The organism is Rhodoferax ferrireducens, from assembly GCF_003347515.1.
GTDB lineage: Bacteria > Pseudomonadota > Gammaproteobacteria > Burkholderiales > Burkholderiaceae_C > Rhodoferax.
The window spans coordinates 65,276-86,008 of the sequence record NZ_QEII01000272.1; the positions used below are offsets into that span (position 1 = coordinate 65,276).

The 20,733-nt window shown below is 61.9% G+C and carries 21 protein-coding genes and 1 riboswitch; of the genes, 2 read left to right on the forward strand and 19 right to left on the reverse strand.

The annotated features are described in order from the left end of the window. The first annotated feature begins 39 nt into the window (after window positions 1-39). On the forward strand, window positions 40-879 hold the full coding sequence (gene thiD / locus C5P05_RS13265) for a bifunctional hydroxymethylpyrimidine kinase/phosphomethylpyrimidine kinase (protein ID WP_114970321.1): 840 nt from the start codon (window positions 40-42) through the stop codon (window positions 877-879). 10 nt (window positions 880-889) lie between these two features. On the opposite strand, the gene thiE is transcribed toward thiD, so the two are convergent. The 19 genes from thiE to C5P05_RS13360 all read right to left on the reverse strand — a co-directional run bounded on the left by thiE (window position 890) and on the right by C5P05_RS13360 (window position 19,840). Beyond that, window positions 890-1,804 (reverse strand): thiamine phosphate synthase, encoded by a 915-nt coding sequence (thiE, locus tag C5P05_RS13270; protein ID WP_114970417.1) that lies wholly within the window; start codon window positions 1,802-1,804, stop codon window positions 890-892. Window positions 1,805-1,818: 14 nt separating this feature from the next. Next, window positions 1,819-2,634, reverse strand: a complete 816-nt coding sequence (locus C5P05_RS13275) for a thiazole synthase (RefSeq protein ID WP_114970322.1) — start codon at window positions 2,632-2,634, stop codon at window positions 1,819-1,821. Window positions 2,635-2,646: 12 nt separating this feature from the next. Beyond that, window positions 2,647-2,844, reverse strand: a complete 198-nt coding sequence (thiS, locus tag C5P05_RS13280) for a sulfur carrier protein ThiS (RefSeq protein WP_114970323.1) — start codon at window positions 2,842-2,844, stop codon at window positions 2,647-2,649. A 4-nt stretch (window positions 2,845-2,848) separates the two neighbouring features. Next, on the reverse strand, window positions 2,849-3,928 hold the full coding sequence (locus tag C5P05_RS13285) for an FAD-dependent oxidoreductase (protein ID WP_114970324.1): 1,080 nt from the start codon (window positions 3,926-3,928) through the stop codon (window positions 2,849-2,851). A 22-nt stretch (window positions 3,929-3,950) separates the two neighbouring features. Continuing rightward, window positions 3,951-5,234 (reverse strand): purine-cytosine permease family protein, encoded by a 1,284-nt coding sequence (locus C5P05_RS13290; RefSeq protein ID WP_114970325.1) that lies wholly within the window; start codon window positions 5,232-5,234, stop codon window positions 3,951-3,953. Window positions 5,235-5,314: 80 nt separating this feature from the next. Continuing rightward, window positions 5,315-5,423: riboswitch (TPP riboswitch) on the reverse strand. A gap of 27 nt (window positions 5,424-5,450) precedes the next feature. Continuing rightward, window positions 5,451-6,551, reverse strand: coding sequence for an NAD(P)/FAD-dependent oxidoreductase (locus tag C5P05_RS13295; RefSeq protein WP_114970326.1), 1,101 nt, complete (start codon window positions 6,549-6,551; stop codon window positions 5,451-5,453). 15 nt (window positions 6,552-6,566) lie between these two features. Continuing rightward, window positions 6,567-6,896, reverse strand: a complete 330-nt coding sequence (gene fdxA / locus C5P05_RS13300; RefSeq protein ID WP_114970327.1) for a ferredoxin FdxA — start codon at window positions 6,894-6,896, stop codon at window positions 6,567-6,569. A gap of 104 nt (window positions 6,897-7,000) precedes the next feature. Continuing rightward, window positions 7,001-8,398, reverse strand: a complete 1,398-nt coding sequence (locus tag C5P05_RS13305) for a sulfate adenylyltransferase subunit 1 (RefSeq protein WP_114970328.1) — start codon at window positions 8,396-8,398, stop codon at window positions 7,001-7,003. Next, entirely contained in the window at window positions 8,398-9,369 is a 972-nt protein-coding gene (cysD, locus tag C5P05_RS13310; protein WP_420130749.1) for a sulfate adenylyltransferase subunit CysD, read from the reverse strand. The genes C5P05_RS13305 and cysD overlap by 1 nt, the downstream gene beginning before the upstream one ends. Next, on the reverse strand, window positions 9,366-10,127 hold the full coding sequence (locus C5P05_RS13315) for a phosphoadenylyl-sulfate reductase (protein ID WP_114970330.1): 762 nt from the start codon (window positions 10,125-10,127) through the stop codon (window positions 9,366-9,368). Before C5P05_RS13315 ends, cysD begins: the two co-directional genes overlap by 4 nt. Continuing rightward, window positions 10,124-10,537 (reverse strand): DUF934 domain-containing protein, encoded by a 414-nt coding sequence (locus C5P05_RS13320; RefSeq protein ID WP_114970331.1) that lies wholly within the window; start codon window positions 10,535-10,537, stop codon window positions 10,124-10,126. Before C5P05_RS13320 ends, C5P05_RS13315 begins: the two co-directional genes overlap by 4 nt. Window positions 10,538-10,552: 15 nt before the next feature. Continuing rightward, window positions 10,553-12,328, reverse strand: a complete 1,776-nt coding sequence (locus C5P05_RS13325; RefSeq protein WP_114970332.1) for a nitrite/sulfite reductase — start codon at window positions 12,326-12,328, stop codon at window positions 10,553-10,555. A gap of 6 nt (window positions 12,329-12,334) precedes the next feature. Continuing rightward, window positions 12,335-13,126, reverse strand: a complete 792-nt coding sequence (locus C5P05_RS13330; RefSeq protein ID WP_114970333.1) for a sulfite exporter TauE/SafE family protein — start codon at window positions 13,124-13,126, stop codon at window positions 12,335-12,337. Window positions 13,127-13,215: 89 nt separating this feature from the next. Continuing rightward, a complete protein-coding gene (locus tag C5P05_RS13335; RefSeq protein WP_114970418.1) occupies window positions 13,216-14,220 on the reverse strand; it encodes a nucleoside hydrolase in 1,005 nt (334 codons plus the stop codon). Window positions 14,221-14,233: 13 nt separating this feature from the next. Next, window positions 14,234-15,193 (reverse strand): ribokinase, encoded by a 960-nt coding sequence (locus tag C5P05_RS13340; RefSeq protein ID WP_114970334.1) that lies wholly within the window; start codon window positions 15,191-15,193, stop codon window positions 14,234-14,236. Between the two features lie 22 nt (window positions 15,194-15,215). Then, window positions 15,216-16,181, reverse strand: coding sequence for an ABC transporter permease (locus C5P05_RS13345; protein ID WP_114970335.1), 966 nt, complete (start codon window positions 16,179-16,181; stop codon window positions 15,216-15,218). Further along, the gene (locus C5P05_RS13350) at window positions 16,181-17,293 is read right to left on the reverse strand and encodes an ABC transporter permease (protein WP_114970336.1); all 1,113 of its coding nucleotides are present in this window, start codon (window positions 17,291-17,293) and stop codon (window positions 16,181-16,183) included. Before C5P05_RS13350 ends, C5P05_RS13345 begins: the two co-directional genes overlap by 1 nt. Beyond that, window positions 17,290-18,819: an ABC transporter ATP-binding protein gene (locus C5P05_RS13355; RefSeq protein WP_114970337.1), complete on the reverse strand. Its 1,530-nt coding sequence runs from the start codon at window positions 18,817-18,819 to the stop codon at window positions 17,290-17,292. Before C5P05_RS13355 ends, C5P05_RS13350 begins: the two co-directional genes overlap by 4 nt. A 25-nt stretch (window positions 18,820-18,844) precedes the next feature. Next, entirely contained in the window at window positions 18,845-19,840 is a 996-nt protein-coding gene (locus tag C5P05_RS13360) for a BMP family lipoprotein (protein WP_114970419.1), read from the reverse strand. Window positions 19,841-19,972: 132 nt separating this feature from the next. On the opposite strand from C5P05_RS13360, the gene C5P05_RS13365 reads away from it, so the two are divergent. Then, a complete protein-coding gene (locus C5P05_RS13365) occupies window positions 19,973-20,707 on the forward strand; it encodes a response regulator (RefSeq protein ID WP_114970338.1) in 735 nt (244 codons plus the stop codon). The last annotated feature ends 26 nt before the right edge of the window (window positions 20,708-20,733 follow it).

Below are 20,733 nucleotides of genomic sequence, written 5' to 3' on the forward strand. Positions count from 1 at the left end.
ATGAGATCAAAAACCGGCAGCACAAGAGAATTGACAACGATGAATGCATTTAAATTCGAGTACCCCAGAGTCCTGTCCATCGCGGGCTCCGACAGTGGCGGCGGTGCGGGCATCCAGGCCGATCTGAAAACATTTTCAGCGCTGGGTTGCTACGGCATGACGGCCATCACCGCACTCACGGCACAAAACACCTGTGGCGTGCGCGCCATTCACGGTGTGCCGCCGCAGATGCTGCGCGACCAGATTGACGCCGTGCTGGAGGACATCGGTGCCGATGCGGTCAAGATCGGCATGCTGCATGCGCCGGAAATTGTGCGTACCGTGGCCGAAGCCATTGACCGGTATGCTCTGAAAAACGTCGTGTTCGACCCTGTGATGGTGGCCACCAGTGGTGCGGTGTTGATTGACGACACCGCCGTGGATGTCTTGGTGCGTGAGCTATTTCCCCGCGTGGCGGTGATCACCCCCAACCTGGATGAAGCGGCGCTGCTGGTGGGACACCCATTGAGGTCTGCGCAAGACATGGAGCAGGCTGCACTGGCCTTGCTGGACAAAGGCGCGCGTGCGGTCTTGCTCAAAGGTGGACATTTGCCGGGCGACACCGTGATTGATTTGCTGGTGACTGATACGGGTGAGAAATACTGGATGCAGGCTGCGCGCATTCACAGTCCCAACACCCACGGCACCGGCTGCACGCTCTCCAGTGCCGTGGCCGCCCATCTGGCCCTGGGCGCTCCGCTGCTGGATGCGGTGCAGCATGCCCGGATCTATGTGCGGGAGGCTTTGCAGGCTGGGGCGCAGGTACGCACCGGCAAGTGCAGCGGCCCGCTCAACCACGGCTATGCGCCTGTGGCCATGCGCCTTAAAACCTTGGGTTAATTCGGTCGAATCAGGTTCTTGCGTAGATCAATTCCTGCAGACTGGCGGCCACTTCTTCAGGCTGTTCAGCGGCGACCAAGGCCCGCACCACGGCCACCGAACCGACACCACTGCGTAAAACCTCTTGCAGCCGGCTACCGTCAATGCCACCGATGGCCACCAGCGGGTAGTCGCGCATCAGCCGCGCGTAGGCATGCAGCCGTTCTGTACCTTGCGGTGCGGTCACCATGCGTTTGAGCGTGGTGGGGAATACTGCGCCCATGGCCACGTAGCTTGGGCTGAAGCGGTCGGCGCGCAGCATCTCGGCGTAGCCATGGCTGCTCAGACCGAGGCGCAGCCCGGCGGCCCGGATGATTTGCAAATCCGCCGCGTCCATGTCTTCCTGCCCCAGGTGCACGCCATAGGCGCCCGCGTCTATCGCGGCTTGCCAGTGGTCATTGATGAAGAGCAGGGCGTCCGTGCCCTGAACGGCCTTAACGGCCGCGCGCACCTCATGCGCAATGGCGCTGGCGTCATCAGACTTGAAGCGCAGCTGGACCGTGGGAACACCGGCCCGAGCCATGCGGCTCACCCATGCCACATCCGGCAACACCGCGTACAGGCCCAGTTGGCGCGGGCAAGCGGCGAACGCATCCTCACGGGGCCACGGGCGCATGCCGAAGTCCTGCGCTTCGTCGGGCCACGCGTCTGCATTGAATTGACCGATGCGCTCCGTCATGGCCTGCCACGCCTTGGCAACGCATTCGGCATCCGCTTCGATGAAGCCCAGATTCAGGCAGGCCTGTTTGGCGGCGCGGTAGACCGGCGCGTCGCTGCTGAAGATAGCCGTGGCCGTTGTGTTGGCGATCGAGCCTGCCGCATCAGGTAACGCCAGGTCTTGGTGCGCCGTGATGATCGCCTGCACCCGCGCATTGTGTGTGTTCATGCTTATCAAGTTGCTCATGCCTGATGCCAAAACGGCGTGCCCAACACTGGCGTGCTGGCTTGCGCGGCGTGCTGCTCCGTCATGGTGCCTGACAGAAAAGCATCACGCCCCGCCTGGGTCGCACTGGCGAAAGCGCCCGCCATGCCGATGGGGTCCTGCGCCAGCGCAACCGCCGTGTTGAGCAGCACGCCATCAAACCCCCACTCCATCACTTGGCAGGCGTGCGAGGGCAGCCCCAGTCCTGCATCCACGAGCATGGGTACCGACAGGCGCTCCCGCAGAGTGCGCAGGGCGTAGGGGTTGATGGGGCCTTTGCCGGTGCCGATGGGTGCCGCCCACGGCATGATGGCCTGGCAACCCACGTCCACCAGGCGCTGGCACAGCACCAGGTCTTCGGTGCAATACGGCAGCACCTGGAATCCGTCCTTGATCAGCCGGCTGGCGGCATCGACCAGGTTCAGGGTATCGGGCTGCAAGGTGTAGTCGTCACCGATGAGCTCCAGCTTGATCCAGGGCGTGTTGAACACTTCGCGTGCCATCTGGGCGGTCGTGATGACTTCCTGCACGCTGTGGCAGCCGGCGGTGTTGGGCAGCACCGGCACATCCAGTTCGCGCAACATGTCCCAGAAGCGGTTGGGTGCGTCATGGGCGCTGACATTCTGTCGGCGTAGCGAGGCGGTGAGCATGGCCGGTTGCGCCTTGCGCACCGCCGCTTCCAGTACATGGGGCGACGGGTAGCGGGAGGTGCCCAGCAGCAGGCGGCTTGAGAAGGTCTGGCCGTACAGAACCAGGGGGTCGGCAGACGTGGCGGTGTGGTGTTCAGCGGTCATGGTGTGTCCCGGTTAGCCCCCGGTCACCGGGGTGATGATGTCAATACGGTCGTCGGCTTGCAGCAGTTTTTGCGCGTACTGCGTGTTGGGAACAAATTGCAGGTTCACCGCCGCGGCAAAAGGTGGCCGCGCCTTCAGCCGTGCGACGGCATCGGCCAGTGTCGCACCGGCCGGCAGTTCGTGTGGCACCTGGTTGATAAAGACTTGCATGGGCTCAAGTGTCGGCATTCTGGATGGACACGGAAAACCTGTTCGCCAGCAGTGACGTATTGGTTTGGAACAGCTCCATCACCACATCCAGCATGGCCGGGCCGATCAGATAACCATGCCGGTAGAGGCCGTTGATTTGCATGACGCGTTCGCCAAGCCGGCGAATGGAGGGCAGGTTGTTGGGCAAGGCGGGGCGGCATTGGGTCACCAGATCCACGATCCGCGCTTCGGCAAAACCGCTGTCGACCGTATAGGCGGCGCTGAGCAATTCCAGCGTGGAGCGCACGCTGATTGGCGACAGGTCGTCGGATTCAATCTCGGTGGCGCCGATCACAAAATAACCCTCCTGCTTGGGCGCAATATAGATCGGGTAACGGGGATGAACGAGGCGCGTCGGGCGAGACAGTTTCACCTCCGGCGCCAGCAAGGTGATGACTTCACCACGCACTCCGCGCAGCGCGGGCCATTGCGCGCGCGCACCCACGCCACGGCAGTCAAACACCCAGTCCGGTTGCCCGGGTGCGCCCGGCGAAAAGTCCCCCGGCGCACGTGGGCTGTCCCAGTTCAGTTTGACATCCAGGCGTTGCAGCTGGTGCAGCATGGCCGCCAGCAGCTGGTGGTTGTCCAGTTGTCCTTCGCCCGGCAGGTAAAGACCCTGAGGAAACCGGGTTCCCAGCGAGGGCTCCAGTTCCGCGAGTCCCTGGGCGTCGAGGCGCTGCGCCTTCGGCAGCATGGGCAACGACAGACTGGTGGCATCGAGTTGGCGCGAAAACCGGTCTGCCTCCGCCGCGTCCTGCCGATGCCACAACACCAGCGTGCCCTGCTGCTGAAAATAGACCGGCTCATCAAGCTGTGCAATCAGCTCCGGCCAGCGGGCGAGCCCATGGACGCCCATTTCCACCACGCTGGTTTCCGTGATGGCCGACTCCGCCAGAGGCGCCAGCATGGCGGCGGCAGCGCGGGCGGCCGAGTTCAGCGCCTCCGGGCCACCGGCATCAAACAGCTCCAGTTGATGACCCATACGCGCGAGTTGGCATGCCAGCAGACGACCCATCAGGCCTGCGCCCAGAATAACTATGTTCATGTTTCGTTCTCCGTTGACGATTTCACGCCTGTTTGGGGCGAGTCAGCCAGGCCAGCGTGAAGGTCAGTGCCAGCGTGGGCAGGGCAGAGCCCCATTGCGGCGCCCATTTGGCCAGGGCGTGATAAGTGGCGATGCCCGCCAGCCACAGCATCGCGGCGGTCAGGTCAATCTTGCGCTGCGGTGGTGCAAAGCTGGGTTGGCCGACCCCGAGTTGACCCAGAATGACGCCGTACAAAGGCACGAACACCGAGCTCAGCAAGAGCAAAAACGGCTCCAGACTGTGCATCGGCAGCACCAGCGCCAAGCCGGTGCACAGCACCGCCAGCCCAAGTCCCCATTGCCGGATGCTCCAGGACGGCTTGATGCTGTGGGCCGACACCGAGCCCGAGTACACGTCGCCATAAGCGTTGTCAATTTCATCAACCAGGATCAGGCTCAGGGCGATCAGCCCGCCTTGCGCCAGCAACAGCGCGCTGACCAGACTGGCGTCCGGCTGCGCCACGCTGACCACCAGCACGCCCAGTGCATAGCACCAGATATTGGCTACGGCGTAGCCCAACCAGGTGCCGCTCATGGCGCTGCGCCCCGAGCGACCATGGCGGGCGTAGTCTGCGACCAATGGCAACCACGACACTGGCATGGCAATCACCAGGTCCATGGCGGACAGCATGCTCATGCTGCCGTCACCGGGGCGGGTCCAGAAGGTGTCAAAGCCCTGTGTCTGCAATTGCCCGCCAAACTGCCAGGTCAGCCACATGAGCGAGGCAATCACCAGTGGCAACCCGAAGCGGCTGATGATCTTGCGCACCAGCGTGGTCATGGAGCCGGCCAGCAGCAAGGTCAGCACCGCACCCCACAAGAGCGTCGTGAAGACGATGCCGCCGGGACCGTCCAGCACGAGTCCGAACGACTGCTTGCCGATGGCGGCGGTGCCGTCTCGCATGATCACCAGCTCGAAGGTGGTCCAGCCAATCAGCTGTGCGATGTTCAGCAGTACCGGCAAGCGCGCAAAGTAGCTGCCATAGGTGGTGTGCATCAGGCCGGCGCTGGTCAGGCCGCTGTCGCAACCCAGTTTCGCTGTCCAGGCCAGCAGACCGGAGCCGATCAGCGAACCCAGCACGATGGCAATCGCGGCGTCGCGACTGCCCACCGCTGGCACCAGGTAGGCGCCGATCTGCATGACCAGCAGACCCACCCCCAGGCTGAACCAGAGTGAGGCGTGTTGGTGCCAGCTGAATACGCGGTCGATGTCCGCCACCGGCGTCAGCGCCTTGTTGTCGGCGGTGGAGGCGTATGTGTTTGCCATCTGTTTGCTCCAAGCAAAAGAATTGGCAGGTAGGCTTTGTCTGGACGGGGAGATGCGCCACCCGAGATTAAAGTGGCGCCCCTGAACCGGACATGCTTCCCTGCGCGAGGATTACCTCAATCAGGTTCAAAGGGACTTTCTCAGTCGTCCGGCCTCCAGAGAAGCCGGGCAACACCCCTAGCGAATGTGCTCAACTGAGCACGGTGTGGATTCTACTCAGTCAAAAACCGGCGACTCCACCCCCAGCACCTTGTGCAGCTTGGGGCTGGTCGTGGTGTACTGCAAAAAGACTTTTTTCTCGGGCGCGATGATGGGCATGGCGCCAAAGGCGGCCAGCGCGCATTCATGGAAGCCGCTCAGAATCAGCTTCTTCTTGCCAGGGTAGATATTGATATCGCCGACGGCAAAGATACCCGGCACGCTGGTGGAGAACTTCTCGGTGTCGACCTTGAGCTGCTTGCGCTCGATGTCCAGCCCCCACTGGGCGATCGGGCCGAGTTTGGGGCTCAGGCCAAAAAACACCAGCAGCACGTCCAGCGGCACCACGCGCGTCACCGCATCGGAACCGGTGACCTTGACGCCAGTCAACCGGCCGTCGTGTTCGTCATAGCCGGTGATCTGGCCGACGATGAACTGCATCTCATAGGCCTCGCACAGTTCGCGCATTTTGGCCACATTCGCTGGTGCCGCCTTGAAACCGTCGCGGCGGTGAATCAGGATCACGCTTTCCGCCTTATGCGGGCCGTCTTTGACGAAGTCCAACGCCCAGTCCAGGGCCGAATCGCCTCCGCCGACGATCACCAGGTTCTTGCCGGCAAAGTCATCGGGGTTCTTGACGCTGTAAAACAGCTGCGAACCATCAAAGGTCTCCAGACCTTCGACCTTGAGCGTACGCGGCTGGAAGGCCCCGACGCCGGCGGCGATGAAAATGGTTTTGCTCAGGAATTGAGTGCCCTTGGCGGTCTCCACAAAGAAGCGGCCATCGTCCTGCTTTTCGACCGTGCTGACTTCCTGGCCGTAGTGGAAGGTGGCGCCAAACGGCGCAATCTGCTTGAGCAGGTTGTCGGTCAGCTCTTGGCCGGTACACACCGGCACGGCCGGGATGTCATAAATCGGTTTGTCGGGATACAACTCGACGCACTGGCCGCCCGGATGGGGGAGTGAATCAATGACGTGGGCCTTGATCTCCAGCAGGCCTAGCTCGAACACCTGGAACAGGCCGACCGGGCCTGCGCCGATGATCACCGCGTCGGTTTCGATCGGGCCTTCGTGGGCCTGTGCGGTCTTGATCACTTCGGGGTTCAATTGAGCTTCCATCACGCGTCAGCCCCGTTATTTGATGAGATAGGGCAGCTTGCCGGTCTTGTCTTTCCACTCCTCGGCTTCCGGCAGGGCGGGCTTGCGCTTGGTGATGCTGGTGAAGCTGGGCAGCTTGGCCAGTTCGGCGTTGAGCTTGGTCATGTGCTGCTGGTCCTTGGGCACATCCTCTTCGGCGTAGATGGCGTTCACCGGACATTCGGGAATGCACACCGCGCAGTCAATGCACTCGTCGGGATCGATGGTCAGGAAGTTCGGGCCTTCGCGGAAGCAATCCACGGGGCAAACGTCGACGCAATCGGTGTACTTGCATTTGATACAGGCTTCGGTGACGGTATGTGTCATTTTGTTGTGTTCGACGAATGGGTGGAAACCCTAGATTTTATTGGGTTTCCATATCCCTTTGATTTAACTTGGCCCTGAAGGCCGGAGGGATTGCTTGAGGTGGGTCAATTAATCAGCACAGCACCCGCTGTTTTGTGCGAAGCCGTGTCCACCAAAATCAGTGAGCCCAGCACGCGCGAGCGGCTGTAGGGCAGGGTGGCAATGGTTTCCTGTAGCGTCAACTCGACGTGGCCGATGGCATTGGCCTCCAGTTGGTTGGCGTCGTGCTCGGCTAGCGTATTGATGTCCAGTTGATGAACAATGCGCTTGATTTTGGCCTTGATCCAGCGGTGCCCGTGCAGTGCCCAATACACGCGGCCGGCCACCAGGGGTTCGTCGTCCATCCAGGCGACCGTGGCTTTCAGGTCGCGGCTGATGTTGAAGTTGCCCGGGGCGATAGCAGGCACGTCGAAATCGTCTTCGGCGATGGCTTCTGCTTTGGGCGCAACCGCCAGCAACCAGTCGCCACGGGAAACGTCGACCTCACGGTCCAGCACAATGCCGGCGCTGCGTCCAGCCTGCACCGCGCCGGGTTTGCGCGTGTGACCCAGCACTTGCGCGACCGTGGCCGTTTGGCCGCTGGGCAAGATCGAGATTTGCTGTCCGATCTGCACCCCGCCCGTGGCCACGCGGCCCCAGAAAATGCGCCGTCCCTGGGACGTATCGCTCGATGAGGAAAATTTCTCCACCCATTGCACCGGAAAGGCAAAAGGCGTGGTGACTTCGGCCGGCGTGGCTGGCAGCAGTTCCAGAATTTCCAGCAGGCTCGGGCCCTCATAGCCGCACCAGCCCTCAGCCGACTCGACCACGTTGTGACCTTTCAGCGCCGAGATCGGCACGATGGCCGTCACCTCGATGCCGGCTGCCTGGGCAAAGGCCGTCAACGCATGGCTGATGTTGGCAAACGCCAGCGCCGCCTGACCCAGGGTCCCCGGTTTGTTGGCGTCTTCCAGCGCATCGAGCTTGTTCACGGCAAACACAATGCTGGGCACGCGCAGCAGGTTCACCAGCAACGAATGGCGGCGGGTTTGCGACAGCAGCTCCAATGCATCGGTTTGCCACTGGAGTTTGGTGGCGTCCACCAGCACCACGGCCGCGTCGGCGCTGGAGGCGGCCGTGACCATGTTGCGGGTGTACTGCTCGTGGCCGGGCGCATCGCCAATGATGAATTTGCGCTCAGCGGTGTTGAAGTAGCGGTAGGCCACGTCGATGGTGATGCCCTGCTCGCGCTCGGCCGAAAGGCCGTCGGTGAACAGCGCCAGATCGGCCTCGCCACTTTTGGAAACATTCGCCAACTGGTCCAGCAGGACCGAGCGGCTGTCGATCAGCAGGCGGCCAATCAAGGTGCTCTTGCCATCATCCACGGAACCGCAGGTGATGAATTTCAGTGCCGATTGAGTGTCATTCAAGCCTCTAGCCCCCGTAGATGTTGCGGGAGTAGCTATTGTTGTTGTAGCATTCATCAGAAGTACCCATCTTTCTTGCGCTTCTCCATCGAAGCCTCGGAGGTTTTGTCGTCCATGCGGGTGGCGCCGCGTTCGCTCACGTCGGCGGCCAGTGTTTCGATCACGATGTCGGCGGCGGTGGCCGCCGTGCTTTCCACCGGGCAGGTGCAGGTGATGTCGCCCACGGTGCGAAAACGCACGTCGCGCGATTCCATGGTTTCGCCCGCCTTCAAAGGGGTCAGTTCGGTTACCGGCACCAGCAGGCCCTTGCGTTCGACCACGTCACGTTTGTGTGTGTAGTAGAGCGAAGGCAGGGCGATCTTTTCGCGGTCGATGTATTGCCACACGTCCAGTTCGGTCCAGTTGGAGATCGGGAACACGCGGAAGTGCTCGCCCGGCTGGATGCGGGTGTTGAACAGGGTCCACAGCTCGGGCCGCTGCGCCTTGGGCTGCCATTGGCCGAAACTGTCGCGGTGCGAGAAGATGCGCTCCTTGGCGCGAGCCTTTTCCTCGTCGCGGCGGGCGCCGCCGATCAGCGCGTCAAAACGGAACTCCTCAATGGCCTCCAGCAGGGTGACCGACTGGTGCACGTTGCGGGACTCGCCTGGATGCGCCAGGCGCACGGTGCCGCGCGCCATGGAGTCTTCCACGCTGCGCACAATCAGATCGGCGCCCAGCTCCTTGGCGCGGGAGTCACGAAAATCGGTGACTTCCTTGAAGTTGTGGCCGGTGTCGATCATCAGCAACGGGTAAGGGATGCGGTCGGCCCCAAAGGCCTTCTCGGCGCACTTCAGCATGACCAGCGAATCCTTGCCGCCTGAAAACAGCAAAGTGGGGCGCTCGAACGCGGCGGCGACCTCGCGCAGGATGAAGATGGTTTCTTCTTCCAGGGCATCCAGATGGGCGTTGCTCAGGTGGTCGTGGTGTTCGGAACGGAGTAGTGAATGGTGCATGGGGTCAAGTAGTTCGGGAGGGGTGCGATCGTTCATGCTGGCGCTTTCTCTAGGGAGCTGGATTGGTTGACATGCAGGCCGCATTCCTTGGCCGCTTCGTCTTCCCACCACCAGCGGCCGGCGCGGAAATCTTCGCCCAGACTGATGGCGCGGGTGCAGGGCGCGCAGCCGATGCTGGGGTAAAACTGATCGTGCAGCGGGTTGTAGTCGATCTTGTTCAGGGCAATGAAGTGCCAGACGTCACCCCAGGTCCAATTGGCCAGGGGGTTGAGCTTGACGCGTGTTGCGTCGCTGGTGTCGATCAGTGGCACGTCGGCGCGGGCGCCGGATTGCTCGCGGCGCAGGCCGGTGATCCAGGCGTCCTTGCCGGCCAATGCACGCCCTAGCGGCTCCATTTTGCGAATATGGCAGCAGCCTTTGCGCAGCTCGATGCTCTTGTACATCGCGTCCTTGCCTTCGCGCGTCACAAACTGCACGACTGATTCATTGACCGGGGTGAAGACCTCCACCGGCGCGCGCGACGTGGCCTTCAAGCGGTCCAGCAGTGCCAGCGTTTCGGCGTGCAGCATGCCGGTTTCCAGCACGAAGATGCCGATGTCGAGCTGCAGGGCGTTGATCAGGTGGCTGACCACCACGTCTTCCGCGCCCAGACTGGAGGCCTGGGTGATGCGGAGGGCGCCGCCTGCGGCCAGTGGCGCATAGTCTTTGGCTGCCTGTTGCAGCAGGGCCGTGGTTTCCGCCAGCTTGGCGTCAAAGTCCTTGGAGGCGCGGGCGTTGAGTTCAATGGCGCTCATGCGGCGACTCCTTCGGTGGCAGCGGTCGAGGCACGACCGGCGATGAAATGCGGCTTCACGGTCACCGTGTCGCCCTGGTAGAACGCCGGATAGCGGTCAAACTGGCGTTGTGCAAAATCCAGGTTCTGGTCTTCACGCAACACGGCGGCGTCAAAGCCGCTGCGTTGCATCTGCACCAGCTGGTCAATCAACACGTCGCCGGTGGCGCGAATTTCACCTTTGAAACCGAGACGGCGGCGCAGCAGAAAGGCCTGGCTGAAGGCGCGGCCATCGGTGAATTTCGGAAAATTCAGGTCAATGCGCTCAATGCCTTCAAGACTCAGCGTGCGGGGATCGACATCATTCGCAATTTCAATGACATTTTGGCCTGTAGCCCCGGTGGAATGGGCGTAAGCAGCTATTAATTTCATAGTCATTCCTTTCTTTCAGACCAGCTCGGCCTCAGCCGTGTGGCGCACGCTGTTGGCCGCCTGCTTGAACGTGTCCATGCCGATACGGCGAACGGTGTCAATAAACGTCTCGCCGTTCAGGCGTTCACGGCGGTAGGTATCCAGCAGCGCCTCGATCACGTCCGGCACTTCCAATGCGCCAAATGAGGGACCGACCACCTTGCCGGCCACGGGGGGGCCGCTCAGCGTGGAGCCGTCCGAGCCGCCCAGCGAAATCTGGTACCACTCGCGTCCGTCCTTGTCGACGCCCAAAATGCCAATGTGGCCGCTGTGGTGGTGACCGCAGGAGTTGATGCAACCGCTGATGTGCAAATCGATTTCACCAATGTCGAACAACTCGTCCATGTCCTGGTAGCGCTCGGTGATGGCCTCGGCGATCGGGATGGAGCGAGCATTGGCCAGCGCACAAAAGTCGCCACCGGGGCAGGCAATCATGTCGGTCAGCAGACGGATGTTGGACTTGGCAAATCCAGCCTTGCGGGCCGCGCGCCACAGTGCGGGCAACTGGTCCGCACGCACCCAGGGCAGCAAGAGATTCTGGTCATGCGTTACGCGCACCTCGCCGGCTGAAAACTGGTCAGCCAGTTCAGCGGCCGTGTCCAGTTGCTCGGCAGTGGCGTCGCCCGGGGCGTGGCCCAGGCGCTTGAAGGACAGGGTGACAGCGCGCAGGGCAGGGTTTTTGTGCGGCGCGACGTTTTGCTTCAACCAGCGGGCATAGATGATCTCGTCCTCGGCAGACAGGCTGGGTGCTACGTTTTTAGTAGCCTCTTGCGCAGGTGCAACAAGGGCTGGAGGCACAAATGAGGCTGAAACCCGGTCCAGCTCAGCCTGGGTGATGGTGTGCGGTGCGCCGTCCACGCTGACGATTTGCTGGTACTCGGTCTCGACTTCATCGACAAAGCGCTGGCCCTCGGCCTTGACCAGAATCTTGATGCGGGCTTTGTACTTGTTGTCGCGCCGACCCCAGCGGTTGTAGACGCGTACCACGGCCTCGATGTAGTTCAGGACCTCTTGCCACGGCAAGAAGTCGCGGATGGTGCTGGCAATCACCGGGGTGCGGCCCATGCCGCCGCCAACCAGCACCTTGAAGCCAATCTCGCCGGCTTCGTTGCGCAGCACATGCAGGCCCACATCGTGCCAGCTGGTGGCAGCACGATCTTCCAGTGCGCCGGAGATGGCGATCTTGAACTTACGCGGCAAAAACGCAAACTCGGGGTGCAAGGTGCTCCACTGGCGCACGATTTCGCAAAACGGGCGCGGATCGACCAACTCGTCCACGGCAATGCCGGCGCGCTCATCGCTGGTGATGTTGCGGATGCAGTTGCCGCTGGTCTGGATGCCGTGCATGTTGACCGAGGCCAGCAAGTCCATCACATCGGCGCTCTTGGCCAGAGGAATCCAGTTGAACTGGACGTTCTGGCGTGTGGTGAAGTGGCCATAGCCGGTGGGCATGTTCTCCGTGCCGAACGCGGCCTGGGTACTTGTGGCTGTCCGGTAAACCTCAGCGCTGGGCTGGTCGTACTCGCGGGCAATTTGGGCCAACACGCGCAACTGGCGGCTTGCCAACTCACCATACGGCACGGCCACGCGCAGCATGGGGGCGTAACGTTGCACGTACCAACCATTTTGCAGGCGCAGCGGCAGGAATTCGTCGTTGCTGAGCGTGCCCTCAAGAAAACGCCCCAGCTGATCGCGGTATTGCGCAGCCCGGGTACGTACAAACTGGCGGTCGAAGTCGGTGTATTGGTACATAGTTGATTACAGAGCGATTAATTTGGCACCGGCATAGGCCAGCAGCACGGAAAGGAGGGAGCGGATCACCCGTTCAGGGATGCGCGACATCAGGTGCGAGCCAACCCAGATGCCGGGCAGCGAGCCCGCCAGCAACTTGGTCAGCAAGGGCCAGTCGACCGAACCCATCGAAGCGTGTCCCAATCCGGCCACTAGTGTGAGTGGCACGGCGTAGGCAATATCGGCCGCCACAATGCGGGGTAGCGGCAGCAAGGGGTACAAAATCATCAGCACCGTGACGCCGATGGCCCCGGCACCGACCGAAGTCAGCGTGACCAGGGTGCCGATGATGGCGCCAAACAACAGCGGCAGGCTCCAGTGGCGCGGCGTGGCCGCCTTGACTTCCTGACCGCGCACGACCGTCACCGGTGCGGCTTTGCCACGCAACGCTTTGTACAGTGTTGCCGCAGCGGTCAGCAACAAGGCCAGACCCAGCGTAGTGGTCATCAGGCTTTGCGCCTTGGCGCTGGCCGGGCCAACATGGTTGAGGATGAACAGTGTGATCAGGGCGGCTGGAATGCTGCCGGCCGACAGGTGCAACACCACGCGCCAGTCGATGATGCGGGCGCGCGCGAGCTTGACCGTGCCCCCCATCTTGGTAAAGGCCGCAAACAGCAGGTCAGTGCCAACGGCCATATAAGGCTTGACGCCAAAGAAGAAGATCAGGATAGGGGTCATGAGCGAGCCGCCACCGACGCCGGTGAGCCCGACGACAAGCCCGACGAAGAAACCGGCAAAGATAAACGCTATGTCATGCATGGGTGCAGACTGTAGCGATCGATCTTTAGATTGCAAACTACATTTTCGTGATGTCTATATGCAATATTGGGTATATGTGGTCGATTGCTTCAGCGGGCAAGCCAGGGCGCCATCAGCGTCTTCTCACACACCGCGTTGCAGGCCTCGGCCTGCACCTCCATGCAGACTTGCGTGACGGGGACATCCTTGCCCCAGCCCGCCTGCGGATAGTCCGCTAGCTCTTTGCGCTTCATGATGGTTTGCCCCAGGGCCAAGCCTTGCGTGGCCACGCGGATGCGGCCGCGCTCCAGGCTGAACAGCTCCGGGTTGACCAGATAAATGAAGGCCAGCAGGTCATGCGCGAAACAGCCGTGAATCTCAGCCACATGGGGATACAGGCTGCCGTAATGCCCGGCATAGAAACCAACGGCGTGGTGCAGGGTGTCGGTCGCCACATGCTGATGGTGGTCTGCTATCTTTTTGAACAGCGCCACCGGCAGGATCACGCGGTGCGTCACGTCCAGACCCACCATGGTGAGTTTCCAGCCGGCCGTGAACACTTGGTCGGCGGCGTGCGGGTCGTTCCAGATGTTGGCCTCGGCCACCGGCGATACATTGCCCGGCTCCAGAATCGTGCCGCCCATGACGATGACTTCGCGCAGCAACTGCGGCAGATTCGGCTCCAGCTTGAGCGCCAGGCTCAGGTTGCCCAGTGGGCCGACGGCCACCAGCGTGATCTCGCCCGGCCGGGCGCGGGCCATGTCCACGATGAACTGCGCAGAAGAGCGCGGGTCCAGCGACCGGTCGACCGGTACGCGTTGGGGCAGGTTGCCCAGGCCATCCACACCATGAATATGGGCCGGCGGCACGCCGGGGGGCCGGCACCAGGGCGTTGCCACACCTTTTGTGACCGGGACGTTTTTGCCGGCGATGGCGCTCAGGTACAAGGCATTGGTCGCCGCCTGCTCCACCGTGACGTTGCCGAAAGTGGTGGTGATGCCCAGCACCTCAATGGCCGGGTGGGCCAGCGCAAAATAAAGCGCCATGGCGTCATCCACACCGGGATCGGTGTCGTAAATGACTGGAATGACGGGGTAGGGGCGTGGATTGCTCATGGGGAAATGCTTGTCAGACGGATTGGGCAAGATCAAAGCCGCAGTATTGCCTGAGCGCTGCGTTTTGGGCTTCGGTCGAAACGGCCTGTGTGGCGAGCAGGGCGCTCACTTCGGCCTGGCTTGGAATGCTGGATTGCGCACCCGGCCGGGTACAGGCCAGGGCACCGGCGGCGCTGGCCTGGCGCAAGGCTTGCGGCAGCGCCTGCTGCAGGCTATCGCCCTGACTGAGGGCGGCGACCAGCACGCCACAGAAGGTGTCACCGGCACCAGTCGTATCGATCGGGGTGATGTCGAAAGCGCTCTGGAAGGAAAACTCACCCCCCAGGCGGGCACAACAACCGCGGTGCCCCAGGGTGACCACGACGCAGGGCACCGCTATGCGCGCTAGGCACTGGGCCACGCTGCCGGAGAAGTCGGCGACGACGGCCAGTTCGCCCTCGTTCACCACCAGCACGTCAATCAGGGCCAGCAACTCGGTCGGCAGGCGTTGCGCCGGGGCCGCATTGAGTACCACCTTGACGCCCGCAGCCCGGGCCGCTTGGGCATAGGCCGTTACCGACTCCACCGGTATTTCGAGCTGTAGCAGCAGATGGGTGAAGCCAGCCAGGGGCGGCAGGTGGGCGGCGGCTAAGGACAGGTTGGCGCCTGGCGCGACGGTGATCGCGTTTTCCGCGTCATCCGAGACACAGATGAAAGCCGTGCCGGTGGCCTGCTCCTTGACACGGACGATGTGCATCTGCACCCCGGCGCCGGAAAGCGACGCCTCCAGCGGCAGGGCATAAGCGTCATCGCCGAGCGCCAACAGCATGTGGGTGGCGGCAGCGTCAGCGCGCGCACAAGCCACGGCCTGGTTGGCGCCCTTGCCGCCGGGAAAGGTTTTGAAATCCCGTCCCATCACGGTTTCGCCCGGGGCCGGAATATGCGAGGCACGAACGGAAAAATCGAGGTTAGCCGAGCCGGCAACAAGAATCATGGTGGAACCTAGCGGATAAGAATTAACGTGATTTGACGAAGGGCACACCAATCGCCTTGGGTGCCACCGATTTGGCCATGAAGCCGGCCAGAATGATCACGGTGAAAATGTACGGCAGCATCTGGATCAGCGAGCCCGGCACCTTGCCGATGACGGGGAAAACAAGGCCTTCGGCTTGAATTTGCAGCGCATTGAAAAATGCAAACATCAGGCAGCCCAAGGCGGTGTGCACAGGGCGCCAACTGCCAAAGACCAGTGCCGCCAGCGCCAGAAAGCCATTGCCCGCCGACATGTCGCGCAAGAAGAAACCGCTTTGCACAATCGACAGGTAGGCGCCCGAGAAGCCACACAACACGCCGCCGCACAGCAAGGCCCGATAGCGCACGCCCGCGACACTGACCCCGGCCGTGTCCGCGGCATGCGGGTTCTCGCCGACGGCCCGCAGGCGCAGCCCGAAACGGGTGTGGTTGACGACCCAGTGGACCAGCGGAATCATCAAGAATGCCAGATAGACCAGCAGCGTGTGGCCGCCGATCAGCTTACCGTACAACCAGCCCAGCACGGGGATATCCACCAGGCTTTGCGCGCCGGGAAAATCGATGACCGAAAAACGACCCTGGTCCAGCCCCGGCGTGCGGCCACCCAGCTGGAAGAAGAACTGCGCCAGCACAAAAGTCAGGCCGCTCACCGTGATGTTGATGGCCATGCCGGACACCAGTTGATTGCCGCGCTGGTGGATGCAGACGTAGCCATGCAACAGTGCCACCCCACACGAGACCCCAATGGCAGCCAGAACGCCCCACCACGGGTTCTGCGTGGCGTGGGCCACGGCGGCGGCGGCAAAGGCGCTGGCCAGAATCTTGCCTTCCAGACTGATGTCCACGATGCCCGAGCGCTCCGAAAACAAGCCGCCCAGCGCGGCAAAAATCAGCACCGGCGCGCTGCGCACCATGGCCACCAGAATGCTGGAGAGTTGTAAATCGTCCATCAAGTCACACCGTTCTTGGCGGCGGCCACTGGTTTGGTGAAGCGCTTGAGCAGGGCGGCCAGTGCCGGGGCATAAAGGTTTTCCATGGCACCGCAAAAGAGAATGATCAAGCCTTGAATGAAGACAAAGGTTTCCGGTGGAATATTGGGTTTCTCCAGCGACAGATCAAAACCGCCCTGAATCAGGCCGCCAAACAGCACTGCCGACAGCAAGATGCCCACCGGGTGATTGCGCCCCATCAGCGCCACGGCAATGCCGACAAAGCCCGCCCCGGCCGTGAAGTTGAGCCCAAGATGGTGGGCCGAGCCCATTTCACTGTTGACCGCTGCCATTCCGGCCAGTGCCCCTGACACCGCCATGACGCCGATGATGGTGCGCTTGATGGAGATACCGGCGTAGTGGGCGGCATGCGGGTTCAGACCCACGGTGCGCACGTTGTAGCCCCAGGCCGTGCGCCAGATCACCACGGCATAGACCACCAGTGCCAGCAGCGCCAGAAGGAAGCTGATGTTCAAGGGCGTCTGCCCCAGGCCTGGCAGCCACTCATTGAGGCGCGGCAACCAGGCGCTTTGGGCGAACTCGCGGCTGGACGTGGCTTGCTGGCCTGGCGGAATCAAATGGCTCACGATCACGTAATTCATCAAACTCGATGCGATGAAATTGAACATGATGGTCGTCACCACAATGTGACTGCCCCGGCGCGCCTGCAAGTAGCCCGGCAGATAGGCCCAGGCCGCCCCGAACGCCGCGCTGACAAGAATGGTGAGCGGAATCAGCAACCAGCCGTCCAGGGTTTGGTCCAACCCGAGAATCAGCAAAGCCATGCCGAGTCCGCCGATGTACATCTGGCCTTCACCGCCAATGTTGAACAAGCCTGCGTGCAAGGCATACGCCACGGCCAGCCCGGTAAAAATAAAGGTGCTGGCGTAAAACAGCGTGTAGCCCAGGCCCTCGGGGTTGAGAAAAGCACTTCTCACCATGATCGCCAGGGACTCGGCCGGGCTTTCGCCCAAAGCGAAAATCACCAGGCCGGCCACCAGCAGGGCGGACAACAGATTCAGGAGGGGCAAAACCAGGCTGGTGGCCCAGCGCGGCAGTTCCTGCGGGTTCATCGCGAAACCCCGCCCATCAGCAGGCCGATGCGGGTGGTATCGAATTCATGGGCGCCGAATTCGCCGGTGATTTTGCCGCCGCACATGACCAGAATGCGGTCCGCCAGCGCGCGTATTTCTTCCAGCTCCACCGACACCAAGAGAATGGCAATACCGGCATCGCGCAGCGCAAGCAGTTTGCGGTGAATGGTGTCAATCGAGCCGATGTCAACGCCCCGGGTTGGTTGCCCCACCAGCAGGAGCTTGGGCGCGGCTGAAATCTCGCGGCCCAGCACCAGTTTTTGTTGGTTGCCGCCGGACAGCTGGCCCACGCGCAAATCAGGGTTGGCGGGCCGGATATCGAAATTCTGGATCAGTTCAAGCGCGTGCGTCCGCATGGCCTGCGGGTTCAGAAAGTGGCCAGCGGCAAACAGGCGGTCATGTTGATGCCCGAGCACGCCATTGAGAATGACTGAATTGTCCTTGACCAATCCTTCGTGCAGCCGGTCTTCGGGCGCATGGGCGATGCCCAAGGCGCGGTAAAGGGCGGGCAGGCCATCGGCCTCGGTCCGGTTGCGGTAAGGCAAGGTTTGCCCGAGGTAGCGAATCTCACCATGCCCGGGCAGCTTCATGCCCGCGAGCACTTCCAGCAGCTCGGTCTGACCGTTGCCTGAGACCCCCGCGATGGCCACAATCTCGCCGGCGCGCACCGTGAAGTTGAGCTCGTCCAGCGTTTTCAGGCCTTGCCGGTCGCTCAGACACAAATGCTCAACCTGAAGCACCTCCGTGCCGGGCGCAAACGGTGCCCGCGAGAGCTGGCTGTCGAGGTGCCGCCCGATCATGAGGGTGGCGACTTCTTCGCGGCTGCTGTGCTGCGTATCGACCTCGCCCACCACCGCGCCCGCGCGCATCACCGTGACCCGGTCCGTGATGGCAAAGATCTCCTGCAGCTTGTGGGTGATGAGAATGATGGTTTTGCCCTGCGCCCGAAAGAGCCGCAGGATGTCAAACAGGGACTCGGTCTCCTGCGGCGTCAACACGGCGGTGGGCTCGTCCAGAATCAGGATCTCGGCACCCCGGTAAATCAGCTTGAGAATTTCGACCCGCTGCTGCGCCCCCACCGACAAATCCTCAATGCGGGCCTGAGGGTCCACTTCCAGCTTGTATTGCGTGCCGATTTCCCGCAGACGCGCCTCGGCCGTCTTGAAGTGGGCATCCAGCACCAGCCCGCCCTCAACGCCCAGCATGATGTTCTCCAGCACGGTGAAGGTGTCCACCAGCATGAAATGCTGGTGGATCATGCCAATGCCGCGCCGGATGGCATCCTGGCTGTTGCGAATCGCGGCGGACCGCCCATCCAGCCAGATATCGCCGCTGTCGGCTTGGTAATAGCCGTACAGAATGCTCATCAGCGTGGACTTGCCGGCGCCGTTTTCACCCACGATGCCGTGAATCGAGCCTTTGCGGACCGAGAAGCTCACGCCCGCGTTGGCTTGAACCGCTCCAAACTGTTTGCTGATGTTCCTGAATTCAACGGCAGGCGTCATGGATGGCCGCAGCGGTGTCCGTGGCTCAGACCGGGCAGCTGTTGGCTGCGCGGTAGTCCACCACCTTGACCTTGCCGCTTTGAATGTCCTGGCTGGCCTGTTTGATGCGGGTTTCCATGGCCGGCGTGATCAGCTTGCGGTTGTTCTCGTCCAGCGCCCAGTCCACGCCGCCTTCCTTCAATCCTTTTTCGGTCACGCCCGGTTTCCAGCTGCCGTTCTTGACGCTCATGAAGCCGTCATACACGGCGTTGTCCACGCGCTTGAGCATGGAAGTCAGGATGAAACCCGGAAACAGCGGATTCTGGTTCGAGTCCACGCCGATGCCCAGCTTGTTTTTGTCTTTGACCGCCTGCAGCGCACCCATGCCGCTGCCGCCAGCGGCGGCGAACACCACGTCAACGCCACGGTCAAACTGGGCACGCGCCAGCTCGCCGCCCTTGGCCGGATCGCTCCAGGCAGCCGGCGTGGTGCCCACCATGTTTTGCGTGACCTCGGTCTTGGCGTCCGCCGCCTTGGCGCCCTGGGCGTAACCGCAACCGAAGGCGCGTATCAGGGGAATGTCCATGCCACCGACAAAGCCCACCTTGTGGGACTTGCTGGCCAGGGCTGCTGCAACACCCACCAAATAGGAGCCTTCCTGCTCCTTGAACTTGACCGAGTTGACGTTGTCGCCCTTGACCTCGTCGTCGATGATCATGAACTTCACCTTGGGAAACTCCTTGGACACGGTGGCCACGGCATTCGCCATCGAGAAACCGATGGAGACCACCAGATCGACATTCTTGCGGGCCATGCTGCGCAGCACCTGCTCGCCCTGGGCATCGGCGGTGATCTGCGCTTCCAGGTAGCCAATTTTGGTTTCCTTCTTGAAACGCTCCGCGCCTTCATAAGCCGACTGGTTGAACGACTTGTCAAACTTGCCTCCACCACCATAGACGACTGCGAGTTTCGGGTCGGCAGCAAAAGCACCCAGGGTAAACAGCGCAGCAGTGGCGGCCAGAGAAATTGATTTCAGTTTCATGGTCAGTTCGCTCAATGGTTGAAGGAGGGACCACAATTATGAGTGACAAAGAGGGCGCCCAATCAACAAGGGCTGTTGCGCGAAGGGCCGCATAATTTGCCTGGAATCACAAAAATCGAAAGTATCTTGCGCATGGGACCCAGTGTTTACGTCAAAGTTGTCGGCTTCGCGGACATTGAGCGCCATGCGCTCAACACGCTCTTCAGGCTGTCCACCGGGCGACCCACCTCCTATGGACTATGGACACCCGAGGCACCCGTGGCGCCCCGGCTGGCGCTGATTGATCTTGACGCCTACGAAGCCGGGCTTGCGCTGGCGTCTCCCCGTCTTGACCCGGATATGAAGATGATTTGCGTGGGCCGTGGCGCACATACCCATGCCCGGCACACGTTTCAGCGGCCCTTGCATTGGCCCGATGTCTTGAAAGCCATGGACAGCCTGTTTGTTCCGGTGGAAAAGCTTGATGCGGATGTCGACTTTAGCGACGGACGCGATGGGGTGGCATCGGGCTTCAAGGTGTCGCTGCTGGTGGACCCCTCACGGGAGGGGCGGCTGTATCTGCGTGCCCGTCTGGCATTGGCCGGTTATACCCATGTTGACGAAGCCGGAACTGCCGCGCAGGCGCTTGAACTGGCGAAACAGCGGCACTACGATTTGCTCATCGTGGGGCTGGATGTGCCGGATATGGAGGGCTGGGTATTGATTCGTCAGTTGGTGGCGCTGGAGCCCGCGATCGGAAGTGTGATCGTCACCACCACGGACAAATCCTGGCAGATGCGGGAGCATGCGCAGGCATCCGGCTGCAGCGGGTTGCTTGAGAAGCCTTACGATCCCTTGCAGCTTGTTGAAATGCTACAAAAATTATAGCTATCTGCGCTTTAGTTGCGAGGGCT

Bases quoted from the DNA above. Each gene is read 5' to 3' on its own strand.
- cysD (WP_420130749.1), bottom strand. From the start codon at position 9,369: ATGAACGATCGCACCCCTCCCGAACTACTTGACCCCATGCACCATTCA.
- C5P05_RS13305 (WP_114970328.1), bottom strand. From the start codon at position 8,398: ATGAATGCTACAACAACAATAGCTACTCCCGCAACATCTACGGGGGCT.
- C5P05_RS13330 (WP_114970333.1), bottom strand. From the start codon at position 13,126: ATGCATGACATAGCGTTTATCTTTGCCGGTTTCTTCGTCGGGCTTGTC.
- thiD (WP_114970321.1), top strand. From the start codon at position 40: ATGAATGCATTTAAATTCGAGTACCCCAGAGTCCTGTCCATCGCGGGC.
- C5P05_RS13325 (WP_114970332.1), bottom strand. From the start codon at position 12,328: ATGTACCAATACACCGACTTCGACCGCCAGTTTGTACGTACCCGGGCT.
- C5P05_RS13290 (WP_114970325.1), bottom strand. From the start codon at position 5,234: ATGGCAAACACATACGCCTCCACCGCCGACAACAAGGCGCTGACGCCG.
- C5P05_RS13350 (WP_114970336.1), bottom strand. From the start codon at position 17,293: ATGAACCCGCAGGAACTGCCGCGCTGGGCCACCAGCCTGGTTTTGCCC.
- C5P05_RS13360 (WP_114970419.1), bottom strand. From the start codon at position 19,840: ATGAAACTGAAATCAATTTCTCTGGCCGCCACTGCTGCGCTGTTTACC.
- C5P05_RS13340 (WP_114970334.1), bottom strand. From the start codon at position 15,193: ATGATTCTTGTTGCCGGCTCGGCTAACCTCGATTTTTCCGTTCGTGCC.
- thiS (WP_114970323.1), bottom strand. From the start codon at position 2,844: ATGCAAGTCTTTATCAACCAGGTGCCACACGAACTGCCGGCCGGTGCG.
- C5P05_RS13275 (WP_114970322.1), bottom strand. From the start codon at position 2,634: ATGACCGCTGAACACCACACCGCCACGTCTGCCGACCCCCTGGTTCTG.
- C5P05_RS13335 (WP_114970418.1), bottom strand. From the start codon at position 14,220: ATGAGCAATCCACGCCCCTACCCCGTCATTCCAGTCATTTACGACACC.
- C5P05_RS13320 (WP_114970331.1), bottom strand. From the start codon at position 10,537: ATGAAATTAATAGCTGCTTACGCCCATTCCACCGGGGCTACAGGCCAA.
- C5P05_RS13355 (WP_114970337.1), bottom strand. From the start codon at position 18,819: ATGACGCCTGCCGTTGAATTCAGGAACATCAGCAAACAGTTTGGAGCG.
- thiE (WP_114970417.1), bottom strand. From the start codon at position 1,804: ATGAACACACACAATGCGCGGGTGCAGGCGATCATCACGGCGCACCAA.
- C5P05_RS13345 (WP_114970335.1), bottom strand. From the start codon at position 16,181: ATGGACGATTTACAACTCTCCAGCATTCTGGTGGCCATGGTGCGCAGC.
- C5P05_RS13285 (WP_114970324.1), bottom strand. From the start codon at position 3,928: ATGAACATAGTTATTCTGGGCGCAGGCCTGATGGGTCGTCTGCTGGCA.
- C5P05_RS13295 (WP_114970326.1), bottom strand. From the start codon at position 6,551: ATGGAAGCTCAATTGAACCCCGAAGTGATCAAGACCGCACAGGCCCAC.
- C5P05_RS13315 (WP_114970330.1), bottom strand. From the start codon at position 10,127: ATGAGCGCCATTGAACTCAACGCCCGCGCCTCCAAGGACTTTGACGCC.
- C5P05_RS13365 (WP_114970338.1), top strand. From the start codon at position 19,973: ATGGGACCCAGTGTTTACGTCAAAGTTGTCGGCTTCGCGGACATTGAG.
- fdxA (WP_114970327.1), bottom strand. From the start codon at position 6,896: ATGACACATACCGTCACCGAAGCCTGTATCAAATGCAAGTACACCGAT.